Source organism: Sulfurimonas hongkongensis, from assembly GCF_000445475.1.
Taxonomy (GTDB): Bacteria; Campylobacterota; Campylobacteria; order Campylobacterales; family Sulfurimonadaceae; genus Sulfurimonas; species Sulfurimonas hongkongensis.
The window spans coordinates 1-16,848 of sequence record NZ_AUPZ01000014.1; the positions used below are offsets into that span (position 1 = coordinate 1).

A 16,848-nucleotide genomic window follows, 5' to 3' on the forward strand; every position below is an offset into this window, starting at 1 on the left:
GTATTTTATCAAACTGACACGAAATTTCTAACACTCCCATTGCGCTTGACAATTATCTAGCATTATAGTTGTATCTCTATCAAACTTTGTCTATGGACTCATAAATTTTACTAGTGCCTTAGAGATTATCGTTTTATCCCTTAGTTATGCCCTTGTCCTTTTTATGTGGATTAGTATTAGTCTCTACATAAAAGGTGATAAACTCATAAAAATATTTCTATTTGCTCATACATTTTATTTGATTTTTAGTGTTTATGCTCTTTTATATTTCATTGGCTTTGTAGGCTATAACTATGTATCTTCTCATGGCACAAGTATTGGGCTTATCATAGAAGCACTACTTCTTTCTTATTTGGTTGCATATAAATTTAAAATAATGGAACAAGAAAAAGAAGAAGAAAAACTCAAACAAATTGAGTTGAAACTCTTAGCCTCAACTGATCCTATGACTAAATTATACAATAGAAGATACTTTACTGAGATATCTCAAGAAGTGCTATATATCTCCAAAAGAGAGAAGAAGAACCTCTCTATTCTTATGATAGATATCGATAGATTTAAAAGAGTAAACGATACTTTTGGACATCAGTTTGGTGATGAAGTACTGATAAATCTATCACGGCTTCTACTTGATAGTCAAAGAAAAAGTGACATAGTTTGTAGATACGGAGGCGAAGAATTTGTGATACTTCTACCAAATACAGCACTCCAAGACGCTACTCTCTTAGCTGAGAAGTTGCGAAAACAAGTAGAGTCTTTTACTCTTATCTCTCCAAAAGATGAAGATTTCAACTTTACAGTAAGTATAGGTGTAGCTCAAATAGATGTAGAAAATGAACCAGATATCGAAAAAGCTTTAAAAAGGGCCGATGATGCCCTTTATATCGCAAAAAACAGCGGTAGAAATAGAGTCAGTGCTAAAGAGTAGCTAAATATTCCAAAACTTCTTGGTATGAACCTCTAAACTCTACTTGTTTAGCTCGTTTTTTGATTTGATAGTCATACATAGGGTCATAATACTCAACTAGCAGAGTCTCTATCCACTCTTTATGCACTTCTAATGAGCCACTTCGCATCTGCTCTGCAAAAGCGTCTTCAAAGCTCTTACAGACCTCTCTATGTCTTTGGCTACCGAGCCTTCTCTCTATTCTATGCATAGCTCCTAGCATCTCTCTCTTCCACTGCTCTAAATCACTAGCATACATTTTTTGAGCTTCAATGACATACTCATCAAAAGTTATCTCTATCCTCTTCTTTATGGGAGTTTGAAGTATGATAAGAGGTGCTTGTGAGACATAGTTTGCAATATTTTTTGGGATAAATAGGCTTCCCACTCGATTACCTTCATCTTCAAAAACTAGATTTTTAAAACCCTTTTCAAGTTTTTGTATAAGATCATAAGCCAAATTATTTTCAAAATCTATCTGCGAAGGTTGAGGAGTAATTTTTTTGCCAAAGGATGAGCCTCTATGGTTTGCTAAACCTTCCAGGTCTATGGAGTTTTCTAAAGCCTTTAGCAGTATAGTCTTGCCTGAACCTGTATAACCCCCAAGTATGATGGGCTTAAACCTTGTACAAGACTCTTCTGTTTGCTCTAGAAGATAATTTCTAAAGGCTTTATATCCACCTTTGAGTCGCTTTATATTGCATCCTGCATCTTTTAGCCACTCTTGTGATATCTTAGAGCGCTCGCCACCTCTAAAGCAAAAAAGTCTAGCATCTGGGCTTTGTTTTATAAAATCCAACCAAGCTTTAATACGCTCCTCTTTTACAGCACCGCTAACAAGCTTATGCCCTAGTTTTATAGCTTCACTATTACCATGTTGTTTATAGCAGATGCCTACTATTTGTCTCTCTTTATCACTAATAAGTGGCAGATTTACAGCACTCTTAAATGTGCCTTTTTCAAACTCTATAGGAGCACGAACATCAATAAGCGGTGTAGAGTTTAAAACTATAGACTTAAAATCACTACTAGACATTGTTTACATTTTTAAAAAAGATTTTTATTTTCATGTGATATTATATCTATATTTAAAAGCATCCTTTTATTTGCATCTCTTGTGATGTCTGAAAAATTGTCTAGATACTCTAAGTATGCTATTAGATACTTTCTACTTAGATCGTACTTCTCTTTTAGATTTGCGATATCTATATAACCCTCTTTTTTGATAATGCCCCTCATGGCATCTACCATCATTGCTAGACTTTGGTGATGTATAAAAATATTGTGTTGCAGTCTTATGACCTGTTTTTTTGCACAAAGACTCTTTAGTATGTCATCACCCATCTTTCTATCTAAGTTTAAATCATCGTAAATGTTGTAAGGAGCTGTAGGAGCAAGGGACTCTTTTTCAAGTCGCTCTAAGACAATGTTTAAGAGTGAGCTAGTAAAGTCCTCTTTTATCTGGCTACTTCTATAAAGATTTGCATCTTTAATCAAAAAGCTCTCCTCTTCTAGCTCATCTAAAACCACTTGTATAAAGCCCTCACTTGCCCACTTTAGGCGGAGTTTTATGGATGAGTTTGAGAGTAGTGCGTATTGGTTTTTTGTGTAGATTCCCTTTATATTTTTATAGATTATCTCTTTTGTAGAGAGTGGGTAGATAACAAGCTCTTTTTCATCAATGAAAGAGTTTTTTAGCTCTTTTGCGGTCTTTAATGCATTAGAGTGAGAGAGTGCAAATCTTTGAGCTGAAGAGATTAAACCCAAGCCTTTTTTATGTACTTCGGTTAAAATCTCATAAGCTTTTGCTATATCTTTTTTATAGAGCGCCTCAAGCAGAAGAAGTTTTTGCTGTTTTTTCATCGGATCATTGATAGGGTTTAACACAACTCCACCAGCCACACTCTCATTACCATCACGGATAATAATTTTTTCACCAAAGATGCTAAAGATATCCTCATCACTCTTGATATTTGCATATCCGCTTTGAAGTGAGTCCTCTGAGCTAAAGAGTAAAACCTTAGCATTTAGTTTTTTTGAGCCTATAAAGATGGAGTAGGCTCTGTTGTGATGCAGTGCCTTGTCAGATATTGCGTTAAATGAGATATCTATGGATTTAAAACCTCTAAGATATCCTTTTTTACTTATGAGAAAACCTCTTTGCACACTTTTAGCATCCAAACCACTTATATTTATAGCAGCTCTATTTGAGATACTTGCGACTTCTACATCTCTCTCGTGAACTTGTAGATTTTTTACCTTTATCTCTTTTTGCAGATCACAAATGAAGAGCTTCTCATCTACCGCTATAGGTTTACCCAAAATACTCCCAGTTACAACAGTTCCAGCACCCTTTAGGCTAAAGGCCCTATCAACATAGTATCTAAAGAAGTTCTCCTCTTGTTTTGAGCTAGCTTCAAGTTTAAAAAGTCTATCTCTTAACTCTTCTATTGTCTCCTCTTGAAATATAGAAGCGCCCATAGTAAACTTTATATCAAACTCATAAGATGCAACAAACCCCTCTATATCTATAAGTTTTATCTGCAATTCCTCTTTACTTATAAGGTCAGCTTTGCTTAAAACCAAAACAGCATCTCTAACACCAAGGAGTTTTAAAATCTCAAGATGCTCTATAGTTTGCGGTTTTATCCCCTCAGATGCACTCACAACAATGAGCACGCAGTCAAAGCCAAAAGCCCCAGCTATCATGTTTTTTACAAGTCTCTCATGACCTGGGACATCTATAAAGGCAATGTTTTTCTCAAGCTTTGTGATATTTGAGAAGCTCAAATCTATAGTGATGCCTCTCTGTTTTTCCTCTTTTGTACTATCTCCATCAAAGCCGTTAAGTGCCTTAATGAGTGAGGTTTTACCATGATCTATATGTCCGCAAGTTCCTATGATTAAGTTAGACATCTGTAATCTCATCTATAGCATCTACTACTTGTTGGAGCTGTGTTTTTTGTATGGTTCTAAAATCAAGCAAAAACTCATCATCTTCGATGCGGCCGATGATTGATTTTTGGCGAAAGAGTTTTTGAAGTTTTTTAACTTTTATATTTTTTGATTCTATAACTAAGGCTACACTTGGGATGGTTTTGTTTGGAGTAGTTCCACCACCGATAAGAGTTTTTGTATCTACTATATTAGTTTTTATATTTTTTTTAAGCTTTTGTTGAACTTGCATGGCATCTTCTCTTAGCTCATCGGTTGAGCGAAAGAGCATTCTTGCAGTTGGAATCTGCTCTTTATTACCCAGTAAAATCGCTTTAAAACTCTCTTCTAGCAGTGCTAAAGTGAGTTTATCTACTCTTAACATTCTAAGGAGTTGATTCTTTTTCAACATATCTATATATTTTTTCTTACCAACTATAATGCCAGCTTGAACACTTCCTAAAAGCTTATCCCCTGAGAAACTTAGTAGTGATGGATTTAGCTTCATAAAGTCCAAAACTGATGGCTCATCAAGCCCGTAAGGCAGGTCAAAAAGATGTCCACTTCCCATATCATAATAATCAATTAGACCTTTTTCACATGCTAGCTTTACAATCTCACCAAACTCTACATCTGAGCTAAAACCCTCAATGCTATAGTTTGACTTGTGAACTTTCATAAGCATAGAGGTTTTTTTACCTATAGCATCTTCGTAGTCATAGAGATGAGTTTTGTTTGTAGTTCCCACTTCAACAAGCTTTGCGCCGCTTTGTTTCATCACATCAGGGACTCTAAAACTACCACCAATCTCAACCAACTCCCCACGACTAACTACTACCTCTTTTTTCCTTGCAAAGGTGTTTAAGATAAGAAAAACTGCACTTGCGTTGTTATTTACAATAAGTACATCTTCGCATCCTAAAAGGGAGCAAACACTCTTTGAGATAAGAGAGTATCTCTCCCCTCGTTTACCGCTCTCTAAGTTAAATTCAAGGTTATTGTAGTTTGTCATAAGCTCTTTTACTCTATCAAAGGCATCTGCATCTATAAGACTTCTTCCAAGGTTTGTATGGACTATGATGCCAGTTGCGTTGATTAGTGTTTGAAGTGATGGCTTGGTAAGTTCTGTGTATCTCTGTAGAAGTTCTTTTACTAGCTCATCTTCACTAAAAGTAGTGACTCTCCCATTTAGTATATTTTCTCTTAACTCACTAAGCAACTCTTTGGTCAAACTCATAACTAAAGCGCTTCCTAGTGTTTTAAACTCTTTCTTAGCTATAAATTTGTCAACTTTAGGGATTGATTTTAGTAAAAACATTTTTACCCTTTTATCTTGGTTTTATACTTTGTGATGTAAGCTTCACTTCTACTTTGGGGGGCATGTGATCCTGGTGGACGCCACAGGCTTCAACCCTGATGGAGGTTTTGCTGACAAAGCCTCGGGAGGTTCGATTCCTTCGCCTTCTCACCAAAGTTAAAAAACTTCAATAGCTCTATCGCCTCTTGGCTCTACACTTCCAATGATTCTCGCATATCCAAAACTATACTCTTCTATCATCTTTATATACTCTTTTGCATCTCGCTCATCCATCGAGACTAAAAGACCGCCAGAAGTCTGCGCATCACAGAGCATCAAGCGAAGATGCTCTGCACTCTTAGCAAATGTGACTTTGTCTTGTAAGTAAGCCATGTTTTTCTTAGTTCCACCAGGCACTACACCCTCAAGTGACAAGGCAATTGCATCAGCCATTATTGGAACCTCTCTTGCATCTATCTTTATAGCAACTCCATCGTTTGTAGATTCCAAAGCATGACCTAAAAGCCCAAAACCTGTCACATCAGTACAAGCACTCACATTAAATCCACGAAGAAGCTTTGACGCTTTATAGTTTAACTCTTGCATCACCTTTATAGCCTCAAGCATGGTTGGCTCACTTAGCAAATCTCTCTTTATAGCTGTAGTTAAAATCCCCATACCGATGGGCTTTGTAAGAACTAAAACATGCCCTATCTTTGGAGTGTTGTTTCTTAAAATCTTATCTGGATGAATCAGCCCAGTTACACTAAGTCCGTAGTACATCTCAGGCGACTCTATCGTGTGACCACCCATAAGGACTCCACCACACTCTTTTATCTTCTCATTTCCACCTTTTAATATCTCTACTAAGACTTCTTTAGTGTGATTTGTACTATCAAAACCTACTATATTTAGAGCCGTTTTAACCTCAGCTCCCATTGCAAAGATATCTGAGAGCGAGTTTGCAGCAGCTATCTTGCCATAGATAAATGGGTCATCCACCACAGGCGTTATAAAGTCGAGAGTCTGCACAAGAGCCTCGTCGTCGTGCAGTTTATATACACAAGCATCTTCAGAGTTTTCAAAACCTACAAGAACATTTTTATCATCTGGAATGAGTGAACAAACACTATGTTTTAGATCCCCCGGACCCATCTTTGCTGCTCAACCAGCTGCTTGAACGAACTTGGTCAATCTATATTGATTGTTCATTTAGTAACCTTAAAATTATTTATGAAATGAGAGGTTCAAAGAGTGCGTAAAAAAAGAGTTCGGCATCTATGTACACCTATTCCATAGGCTAATGTCTAAGAAGCATTTTACTTACAATAATGTTAAAGTAATATTAATAGAGTAAAAAATATTTTACCTTATTTGTAAAAAAATGATTATGCTTTTTAATTTAGCATCTCTTAAAATAACTAACACTCAGTGATGCAAGGTTGATTTTTATCATGTTTTCTCTTCCATGACAACTCTCTTTTCGTGATTTTATAGGAGTTGTATTTGCTGAACCATAGCCACCAAACTCTTCATTGTTTGAGCTAAAGACCTCTTTGTATGTCCCTTTTGTTGGTACGCCTAAGTTGTAACCTATGTGCTCTTTGTCTGAAAAATTACATACTATGATGATAGGTTTTGTTTTTTTTGTACCAAACCTGATAAATGAGATAACGTTGGCCTGATAGTCATTCTCATCTATCCACTCAAAACCATTTTCTTCAACATCATTAAGATGCAGTGATGACTCTATTTTATAGAGCCTATTTAACTCTTTTACAGTGTTTTGCACCCCCTTATGCTCTTTATACTCTAGTAGATGCCAATCTAGGCTTCTCTCATAATCCCACTCCGCAAACTGTGCAAACTCTCCACCCATAAAGAGTAGTTTTTTCCCAGGATGAGACATCATCAAAGAGTAAAGTGCTCTTAGGTTTGCAAACTTTTTATAGTTATCTCCGGGCATCTTGTTTATCAAAGAACCTTTCATATGAACAACTTCATCGTGGCTAAGTGGAAGTACATAGTTTTCATTGAACATATAGACAAAACTAAATGTCAAATCTTTATGATGATGCTCTCTATAGATAGGGTCAAGCTTCATGTATTTTAAAATATCATGCATCCAGCCCATATTCCACTTGTAACCAAACCCTAGCCCGCCATCACTCACAGCTCCGCATACTTTTGAGTAGTTTGTAGACTCTTCTGCAATCATCATAATATCGCTAAACTCTCCATAAGCTCTCACATTTAACTGCTCTAAAAACTTAACTGCTCCACGATTTACATTACTACCATCTTCATTTGGCACCCACTCTCCATCTTTTCTTGCATAGTTTAAGTAGAGCATAGAAGCAACCGCATCTACTCTTATGCCATCTATGTGGTATTTCTCAAGCCAAAATATTGCCGAACTTATCAAAAAAGCACGAACCTCGTTTCTATCGTAGTTAAAGATAGCACTCTTCCACTCAGGATGATAACCCTTTCTAGGGTCTTCATGTTCATAAAGACAAGTTCCATCGAAGTTCATAAGACCATGCCCATCTGTCACAAAGTGTGATGGCACCCAGTCTAAGATAACCCCGATATCATGCTCATGCATAATATCTACAAGCTGCATAAACTCATGAGGTGTGCCAAATCTAGCTGTTGGTGCAAAGTAGCCTGTTACTTGATAACCCCAAGAGCCTTTAAATGGAAACTCTGTAATTGGTAGAAGTTCCACATGAGTAAAATTCATCTCTTTTAAATAAAGTGCTAACTCTTTTGCGGACTCTACATAAGTTAAGTAGCGATTATCCTCTTGTACTTTTCTTCTCCAAGAACCTAAATGAACCTCGTAGATAGAGATAGGTGCTTTATGAGAGTTGTTTTTTGCTCTTTTTTTCATCCATTTTTTATCATCCCACTTATATCCATCAAGCTCATAAACCTTTGAAGCTGAGGCAGGTGCTACCTCAGAGCAAAAAGCAAAGGGGTCAGCTTTGTCTGGATTTGCATTTTCAGAACCTGAGCTTATATGGTACTTATATGTCATGTCCTCTTCAACATTAGAGATAAATCCCTCCCAGATCCCAGACTCATCATCTCTTTGTTTTAGTGGATGAGAGTGTATATCATAAGAGTTAAAATCCCCTCTAACTGAGACACTATTTGCATTTGGAGCCCAGAGAGAGAAGTATGTGCCTTCTACTCCATCTCTTGTATATAGATGCGCACCTAGATGATTGTAGAGTTTTGAGTGAGTTCCCTCTTTAAAGAGATAAATATCCAAGTCACTAAAGAGAGTCACATCGTAAAACATATCATAGTTCATCTTATCTTCCTAGTATATTTTTATAAATATCTACATACTCTAAAGCCGCACTATCCCAACCAAAATACTCTCTCATAGCTCTCTTTTGCATAGCAAGAAATGAGTCAGAAGAGTTATAGTAAACATCTAATGCCCATTTTATAGTGTGATAAAGTGCGTCATTAGATGCTTCGTAAAACTTAAAGCCGTTCCCACTCTCATGAAACTCATCATAGTTATGGATAGTATCATCCAAACCACCTGTAGCTCTGACTATCGGCAAGGTTCCATATCTAAGACTATAGATTTGGTTTAATCCACATGGCTCAAAGAGTGAGGGCATCAAAAACATATCACTTGCCGCTTCTATCTTGTGAGCTAGTGCATCTGAATAGCCAACATGCACAGCAAAGTTTGGACGATAATAAGAAGTCGTGCTAAAGAAGTCTTCTGCCCACTTCTCACCAGTTCCAAGCACAACTATTTGAACATCAAAATCTAGTATAGAGTTAAGGATGGAAGCTATCATAGCTATACCTTTTTGCTCTACAAATCTTCCAACAAAACCTATCAAAGCTACATCTTCTCTAAGTTCAAATCCAAAGTGCTTTTGAATATCTCGCTTGCACACAGCCTTGCCACTCATATCATCCACGTCATACTTCTTAGCAATGAGTTTATCTACAGCTGGATTCCACTCATCATAATCCACACCATTTAAGATGCCATATATCTTATGTGCGTGAGCTTGCATATGATGTTCAAGTCCAAAACCAAACTCTTGAGTTTGAATCTCTTGTGCATATTTTTTAGAAACAGTTGTCACTGCATCTGCTCTTGATATTCCGCCTTTTAAGAAGTTTACTCCATCATTACTCTCTAAATCATGTGCATTAAAATACTCCCAACCAACCTCTAAAACATCTACAGCGCCTTTAAAAAAGTGACCTTGATGCTGTAGATTGTGTATAGTTAGAACTGATTTAGTATGTGCAAAATCATGAACAAACCTAGTTCTCATAAGAAGTGGAATAGTTGCAGTGTGCCAATCATTTGCATGAACTATATCTGGAGCAAAGTTTAGCATCTTAGAGAGTTGAAGAACTGCTTTAGAGAAAAATATAAAACGGTTGTCATTATCTTTATATGCATTTCCGTCCCCATCCTCATAAAGCTTACTTCTACCAAAATACTCTTCATAGTCTATAAAATATATTGGCACCTTGCTATTGGGCATCATAGTTGTATAAACGCCCGCCCAAAACTCACCCATCACACCCATAGGAACACCCAAAGGCTCTTGTAGTTTTGTTAGATTTGCTGTGTCTATTTGGTAATATCTTGGCATCACAACTATGATGTTATGTCCCAACTCTTTTATAGCTTTTGGAAGTGCTCCTGCAACATCTGCTAGGCCACCAGTTTTAGCGTATGGGACAACCTCTGATGCTACAAATAGTATATTTAAATTTTTATTACTCATTTTGAATCCCTTAGCATTAAAGCACCGATAGTTGGTGCATTTTTTAGTTTTGTTGTCATTATCTTCACACCATCAAGTGCAACTGGCATAGCATAGTTTTTTATCTTTGAAGCTATTATACTCTCAAGTTTTGGATTTGACTCTATGATTCCACCACCTAAAACTACAACTTTTGGATTAAAAAGTGTTATGGCAGTTGAGATTGCATAAAGCAGTGCAAGTTCAAACTCTTCGTATATTTCACTAAACTCTGGAGTTTCTTTTAACTCTTGTAGAGTTAGTTTACTATCTATATTTTTATGTTTTTTCCATTTAGCTAAAGCTGAACCTGATGCAAAGAGTTCAATGCAGTTGTCTTTACCGCATCCACATTCAAAAGGAGCTTCTTTATATGGTATATGTCCTAACTCTGTTGCCACTCCACTAAAGCCCGTTATGAGATTTCCTGAACTAACAACTCCAAGGCCAAGACCAGTTCCAACGTAGACGGCACAAATATCTTCTTCTTTAAGATAAGTACCCTCCGCTAGAACTGCACAATTTAAATCATTCTCTATAAAAAGTCCAATCTCATACTTCTCTTTAAAATACTCTTTTATCTCATGTATATCTACTTTGATATTTGGAGCAGAAATTATAACTCCATTTTTTACTTGACCTGCATAAGAGATGCAAATAGTTTTTACATCACTATACTCTTTGATTATTGTCTCAATCCACGATGCTAATCCTACAGCCGAACTTTTTTCATTTAACTTTTTGAGTAGTTTATCTTCTCTATAAATCTCAGCACGAAGGTGTGTACCACCTGCATCTATAACTAAAGTCATCCTAAAGTCTTTTTATAAAGCTCTATATACTTAAGTGTACTCTTAGTAAATGAGAGATCTTTTTTCATAGCAGTTATTCTCATGGAGTCAAATTTTTCACTATTTTTTTTGAGTTTTATGGCTCTTTTGACAGCTCTTAGTAAATCTTTTTTACTCTCCTCTTTAAATATAATCCCATCAACTCCATCCTTAACACTATCTTTTAGTCCGCCTATTTCATGAACAATAGGCAGGGTTCCATAACTCATTGAAATCATTTGGCTTAGTCCACATGGCTCAAATCTTGATGGCATTAGTAAAAAATCTGCAGCAGCATAAATCCTGTGAGACAACTCCTCATTATAGATATTGGTAAACTCAAAGTTTTCATACTTACTTGAAAACTTCTCAAGCTTGACTGCAAACTCTGCACTTCCCTCTCCCACTACAAATAGATTTAACTCTTTTGACAATATTTTTTTTAGCGACTCTATGACTAAATCTATACCTTTTTGCTCAACCAGACGGGTTACCATAACAAAAAGTGGGAGTTTTGGATTTTTTAAAGAGGAGTTTTTTAAAAAAGCTTTTTTATTTTCTTCTTTTTTATCTAAGCTACTATAATCATATTTTTTATACAGACTCTCATCAGTTTTTGGATTAAACAGAGTCTTATCTATGCCATTTAATATTCCATAGAGTTTATCTTTATGAAGTTCTAAAAAACCTTCAAGACCGCATCCAAACTCTTGTGTTAAAATCTCTTTTGCATAAGTTGGACTAACAGTCGTGATAGCATCACTATAGGCTATACCAGCTTTTAAAAAATTAACCTTGTCATAAAACTCTACTCCATCAACATTAAAGTATTTTTTATCTATAGAGAGTTTTTTTAATGAACTTTTACTGTAAATTCCTTGATATGCAAGGTTATGAATAGTTAACACAGTTTTGATTTTTGATTTTTTTTCTTTTAGATAAAGCGAGCTAAGAGCTGTGTGCCAATCATTTAGATGCAAGATATCTACATCTAATTTTTTTGCTAAAACTACTATTGCTTTACAAAAAACACCAAAACGCAAATTATTGTTTGCATAATCTCCCGACTCATCTGCATAAAGATTTTGTGTATCACTAAGTAGTGGAGCTTGCACAAAATATGTAGTTGTGTTATCTTTTTTATAAAATTTTAACCCATAAGAGACTCCGCCTAAGTTAATCTTATCACTAAACACAAGTACTAAGCCCTCTTTTTTCATAAAACCATAAAATGGTATAAGAGTCGATATATCTACAAACTCTGCTAGTGATTTTGGAAGTGAGGCGGCAACATCTGCTAAACCACCGCTCTTAGCATAGGGAAACATCTCACTTGAAGCAAAAAGTATCTTCATTATAGAGTCTTAAACAGCTCTTGCATAATAGCCTGAGCCTCTTTTTGAATTTGTGATAAATGCTCGCTTGAGATAAAACTCTCTGCATATATCTTATATATATCCTCGGTTCCAGATGGACGCATTGCCACCCAGCCATTTTTTGTAACAATTTTAAGTCCGCCAATCTCTGCATCGTTTCCAGGAGCACTACTTAAGACCTTCTGGATTTTCTCACCAGCGAGTGACTCTATATCTATAGACTCAGCCCTAAGAGTTTTTAGTATCTTTTTTTGCTCTAAGCTAGCAGGTGCATCTATTCGGTCATAGTAGGATTTGCCAAACTCCTCTTCAAAATCCTCATAAATATCTGCTATATCTTTACCTGTTACTGCCATAATCTCAGCAGCTAAGAGCGCCATGATAATGCCATCCTTATCACTGCTCCAAACAATTCCATCAAAACGAAGAAAAGAAGCCCCTGCACTCTCTTCACCACCAAAGCCTAAAGAGCCATCATATAGTCCATCAACAAACCACTTAAATCCAACTGGGACTTCATAGACTTCTCTATCTAAGCTTTTACAGACATGCTCTATCATAGAACTAGAAACTAATGTTTTTCCAACTTTTAAATCTTTTGTAAAATTTTCTCTATATTTAAACAAGTACCAAATAGCAACACTAAGATAGTGATTTGGATTTATAAGTCCACCTTTTGGCGTAACTATTCCATGTCTATCGGCATCTGTATCGTTTGCAACGCACAAGTCATAGCTATCTTTTAGACTAAGTAGTGAAGCCATTGAGTAAGGGGAAGAACAATCCATACGAATCTTGCCATCATGATCAAGCGTCATAAATGAAAAAGTATAATCCACATATGGATTTATGACATCCATATCAAGATTATAATGAGATTTTATTTTCTCATATACAGCTATAGCTGTTCCACCAAGAGCATCAGCTGCTATTTTTAGATTTGATTTTTGAATAGAGTTCATATCTAGTATTTCGCCAAGCGCTTCCACATATGGCGTTATATAGTCATACTCGCTTAAAAAATTAGATGCTAAAGCTTCTTCATAACTAACTATTTTTACGTCTTTGAGATTGTTTTTTAGTATCTCATTTGCACGCATCTCTATAAATGAAGTCACATCAGTATCAGCTGGTCCACCATTTGGCGGGTTATACTTAAAACCACCATCTGAGGGAGGGTTATGTGATGGAGTTATAACAATCCCATCAGCCTTTTGTACGTTTTTTTTGTTGTGTTCTAAGATAGCAAAAGAGACTAAGGGCGTAGGTATATAGTTACCATCTTTAGATATAGCCACTGACACTTCATTTGCCACGCAGACTCTCATAATTGTCATCTGTGCAACGGTGGAGAGTGCATGAGTATCTTTTGCTACAAAGATAACACCATCATAACTCATCTTCTTTTTAAACTCACAAACTGCTTGAGTTATTGCCATCACATGAGCTTCATTAAAACTTCTCTTTAGCGCATCTCCTCGATGACCAGAAGTCCCAAAACTAACTCTCTGCGCCTCTTTACTAGAGTCTGGATTTAGTTCATAGTAAGAACCTACAAGCCGTGCAACATCTATAAGTTCACTTTTTGGAGCTACCTTACCCGCTAACACATTTACCATTTTAATCTCCTCTTAATAGTCTTGCACAGTATTCTGGCTCAACACTATTTATATACATTCCAGTGGAGACTTCAAAACCACCCAGTCTATAGATTCTAGGAGTTATCCTTAAGGTAAAACGGTAATTTTTATCAATAGTTGACATATATTTCTCAGTCTCAAAGTTTAAGTTTAAGGGTGCTATATCAAAATATAAGTTGTAATCAAAATCTCCAAGCTGTTTATTTAATTTTATAAATGTCATTCTTATTATATTTGCCAAGTCGATGATATCTTCTCTCGAACACTTGTTTAGGCTCGATATATTTTTAGTAGGGGCTATCATAACTTCAAATGGATACTCACTTGCATAGGGACAAAAGGAGACAAAGTTTCCAACAATGTATAAAACTCTTTTCTTTGCCTTAATCTCATTATGAACTACATCTTCTATCTTTCCTCGTCCATGGCGGGCATAGTATTCTGCATTTCTATTTAAAAAAGCCAATTGTTTCTTAGGCATGATAGGAAGTGCTAGAAGTTGAGTATGAGGATGATCTTGCGTAGCTCCAGCATTTTGCCCAAAATTTTTGAAGATGCTTAAATATATAAGTCTTTTGTCATTTTTCAAATCTTCTATTCTTATGATCATACTACGTAACCAATTCTCAACATCAAGAGCACTTAAATCATAAATATCACAATCATGACAAGGAGAGTCTATCAAAATTTCATGAGCACCTACACCAGATTTATACTCAAATATTCCATCCCTTTGAGATATATCTTCAAGCTCAACTTGAACTGCTTTATAAAGATTTGGTACTACTCTTGTTCTCCACATTCTTTTATTTGGTTCGTTATATCTCAGGGCATAGACCTCATTAGGAGTCATATATTCATTACCTTCACAAAATGGACAATTTGGATTAAACTCTTTTCGCTTAGTATAGTTTTGTAAATTAGGTCTATGCAATCTCTCTGGTGCAATAATCACATATTTATTATTAATTGTATCTAATCTTATTTCAGACATCTATCACCTCTAATGCAATATTTAAACTTAAGTTTGATTTATATGAAGTTGTAAATATAAAAGATATTTCTTGTGCTACTCTCTCAAAGCCACTCTCATTTTGAGATACTGTATTTAAGATATATCCATATATATTGCACTTCCTGTTTATTGTTAGTTTTAAGAGTCTGTTTGTAAAATCATCAACAATAAGAAGTTCATTACAATCAATTTCACTAAAGCCATCACCCATCGTTTTAGAGTTAAAAGTCACTTTATATGGATGTGCAAAATGAAGATTAAACTCCATAGCGTAAAAGAGTTTTTGATCGTATTTGCTATCTACATCTAACTTTAACTCTATTTTATTTTTATCAAACAGATACTCTTTTGTTAAGGTTGTTGGATATGCTGCATCTAAATACAATCCGCCAACTCTTGTAAAAATATTTTTATTTTCCTCTTTTAAAAAGGCTTGATTTGCAAAATCACCAACTTCTCTAAAAGTAAGGTTTTTAAAATTTTCTAGTAAAAAATCCTCAAAACTAAAATGGTCTATAAATGAATATTTTGGATGCCAATCATATATAAGCTCATCTTTTAAACTCTCATCTATAACCGCTAAATCACTATGTATAGTCTCTATCTCATCTTCACTATGTTGCTCTGTTGTTTCTACTGTTTTTGGATTTAAAATTTTCTCATGATAAGCCTCTTCTCTTCTTGTAAGTGTATTTTGCCAATTAAAAAGAGTATCAAAAGAGCCAAATTCAATCATTTGAGCACCATGTTTTGTTGAAAAAACAACACTTAAATTTTGGGTCAATACTTTAAGTTCATCATATCCATCTTTATTTATATCTAAAACCTCATATACTGTATGATTTTTGGCTCTTGTTTTTTCTATCTCAAGAAGATATTTATAAGCATTATCTCTTAGGTTTGGAAGATAAAGACCTCCAAAAACTCCATGCCAAAAAACATCATTTGTTTGTAGTTTGTAGAGTGATTCTAAAGAATTTTCATCTAAGTCATATTGATTTAGGCTAAGATTTAACATCCGTTTATGAAGATAGTTACTCTCACTATACTTTATAAAAAAGTTCTTCCAAGTAGCACCTTTTACAAAGGCAACTGCCATCTCATTAAAATACTCATCTCCAAGAGCTCTTTTTAAACGCTCTAGGGCTATAGTTTGCTTTGGCTTTAAGCTCCACTCTCCCATCTCAAAATACGAAGTATTGTTCAAATATGCTAAACCTAAAGAACGATTTTGCTTCATATACTCACTGTAATGCTCTGTTTTTATCTGCTGATGATTTATGATTGTCTCTAAAAATTTCTCTAGCCATTTTTTCTCATATACCCACTCATGAGTTTTTGGCCATAAACCAAATTTCTCTGCATCATCAAATATTATAGCAGCAGAGTTTTCATTATCTGCACATTTTAGTATTGCATCGATAGAGCGCTCTACACTAAAAAATGGCAAGGCATATCTAAGAGACTGAGCAATCGGAAACAAGCCTATCTCTGCTCCACTCTCTTCAGTTTTATAGTATCCATTCATTTTATCTGCACTAAAACCACTACTTAAAAAATGATAATCATCTACCATCACAAACTCATTCCCACAAGCTGCTATATCTGGAACTATTGATGACTCCCAAACGCGTTCAGTAAGCCACAAACCTTTTGGTTTTACGCCGAGATGCTTTTTTATATATTTGTTTAGTTTTTTTATCTGCGCTTGACGATCTGTTGATGTAATTGAGCTTAGAACTGGTTCATAATACCCTGCACTTATCCACTCAATGGAGCCATTATCAGTTAATGTTTTCATATTTTTAAATATATCAGGGTTATTATTTCTGATTTTATCAAGTAACCAACCACTACAGTGAACGCTAAATTTAAACTCACTATACTTAAGCATTGTCTCAAAAAAAGGCTTATAACAAAGTTCTATTGCCTCATCGACTGCTTCATTAAAATTATCAACTGGTTGATGCATATGTACACCAAACAACAAAGATACTTTATGCATATT

Annotated in this window: 12 protein-coding genes and 1 tRNA gene; 2 read left to right on the forward strand and 11 right to left on the reverse strand. The window is 35.3% G+C overall.

Going from position 1 to position 16,848, the window contains the following annotated elements:
* The first annotated feature begins 64 nt into the window (after positions 1 to 64).
* Complete coding sequence (locus M947_RS21795) at positions 65 to 928, forward strand: diguanylate cyclase (RefSeq protein ID WP_281166953.1); 864 nt, start codon at positions 65 to 67, stop codon at positions 926 to 928.
* On the opposite strand, the gene mnmH is transcribed toward M947_RS21795, so the two are convergent.
* Genes mnmH through selA form a run of 3 tightly spaced genes read right to left on the reverse strand, consistent with a single transcriptional unit; the run spans position 918 to position 5,198 of the window.
* A complete protein-coding gene (gene mnmH / locus M947_RS21800) occupies positions 918 to 1,982 on the reverse strand; it encodes a tRNA 2-selenouridine(34) synthase MnmH (RefSeq protein WP_021288283.1) in 1,065 nt (354 codons plus the stop codon). The genes M947_RS21795 and mnmH overlap by 11 nt on opposite strands.
* A gap of 11 nt (positions 1,983 to 1,993) precedes the next feature.
* On the reverse strand, positions 1,994 to 3,874 hold the full coding sequence (gene selB, locus M947_RS21805) for a selenocysteine-specific translation elongation factor (RefSeq protein ID WP_245541266.1): 1,881 nt from the start codon (positions 3,872 to 3,874) through the stop codon (positions 1,994 to 1,996).
* Positions 3,855 to 5,198, reverse strand: a complete 1,344-nt coding sequence (gene selA / locus M947_RS21810) for an L-seryl-tRNA(Sec) selenium transferase (RefSeq protein ID WP_021288285.1) — start codon at positions 5,196 to 5,198, stop codon at positions 3,855 to 3,857. The genes selB and selA overlap by 20 nt, the downstream gene beginning before the upstream one ends.
* A gap of 55 nt (positions 5,199 to 5,253) precedes the next feature.
* Between selA and M947_RS23550 the strand changes: the two genes are divergently transcribed.
* Positions 5,254 to 5,351, forward strand: a tRNA-Sec gene (locus tag M947_RS23550).
* A 3-nt stretch (positions 5,352 to 5,354) separates the two neighbouring features.
* Here the strand turns inward: M947_RS23550 and selD are convergent.
* The 8 genes from selD to M947_RS21850 form a co-directional block, all read right to left on the reverse strand.
* Positions 5,355 to 6,389 carry a selenide, water dikinase SelD gene (gene selD, locus M947_RS21815; RefSeq protein WP_223175390.1) on the reverse strand — a complete coding sequence of 345 codons (1,035 nt, stop codon included), beginning with the start codon at positions 6,387 to 6,389 and terminating at the stop codon, positions 5,355 to 5,357.
* A 190-nt stretch (positions 6,390 to 6,579) separates the two neighbouring features.
* The gene (gene glgB / locus M947_RS21820; RefSeq protein ID WP_021288287.1) at positions 6,580 to 8,499 is read right to left on the reverse strand and encodes a 1,4-alpha-glucan branching protein GlgB; all 1,920 of its coding nucleotides are present in this window, start codon (positions 8,497 to 8,499) and stop codon (positions 6,580 to 6,582) included.
* Position 8,500: 1 nt separating this feature from the next.
* Positions 8,501 to 9,961 carry a glycogen synthase GlgA gene (gene glgA / locus M947_RS21825; RefSeq protein WP_021288288.1) on the reverse strand — a complete coding sequence of 487 codons (1,461 nt, stop codon included), beginning with the start codon at positions 9,959 to 9,961 and terminating at the stop codon, positions 8,501 to 8,503.
* The gene (locus M947_RS21830; protein ID WP_021288289.1) at positions 9,958 to 10,791 is read right to left on the reverse strand and encodes an ROK family protein; all 834 of its coding nucleotides are present in this window, start codon (positions 10,789 to 10,791) and stop codon (positions 9,958 to 9,960) included. The genes glgA and M947_RS21830 overlap by 4 nt, the downstream gene beginning before the upstream one ends.
* Positions 10,788 to 12,164 (reverse strand): glycogen synthase, encoded by a 1,377-nt coding sequence (locus M947_RS21835; protein ID WP_021288290.1) that lies wholly within the window; start codon positions 12,162 to 12,164, stop codon positions 10,788 to 10,790. The genes M947_RS21830 and M947_RS21835 overlap by 4 nt, the downstream gene beginning before the upstream one ends.
* Positions 12,164 to 13,804, reverse strand: a complete 1,641-nt coding sequence (gene pgm / locus M947_RS21840; RefSeq protein ID WP_021288291.1) for a phosphoglucomutase (alpha-D-glucose-1,6-bisphosphate-dependent) — start codon at positions 13,802 to 13,804, stop codon at positions 12,164 to 12,166. Before pgm ends, M947_RS21835 begins: the two co-directional genes overlap by 1 nt.
* 1 nt (position 13,805) lies before the next feature.
* Positions 13,806 to 14,819 carry a galactose-1-phosphate uridylyltransferase gene (locus M947_RS21845; RefSeq protein ID WP_021288292.1) on the reverse strand — a complete coding sequence of 338 codons (1,014 nt, stop codon included), beginning with the start codon at positions 14,817 to 14,819 and terminating at the stop codon, positions 13,806 to 13,808.
* Positions 14,812 to 16,845, reverse strand: a complete 2,034-nt coding sequence (locus tag M947_RS21850) for an alpha-amylase/4-alpha-glucanotransferase domain-containing protein (RefSeq protein ID WP_021288293.1) — start codon at positions 16,843 to 16,845, stop codon at positions 14,812 to 14,814. The genes M947_RS21845 and M947_RS21850 overlap by 8 nt, the downstream gene beginning before the upstream one ends.
* Positions 16,846 to 16,848: the final 3 nt, after the last annotated feature.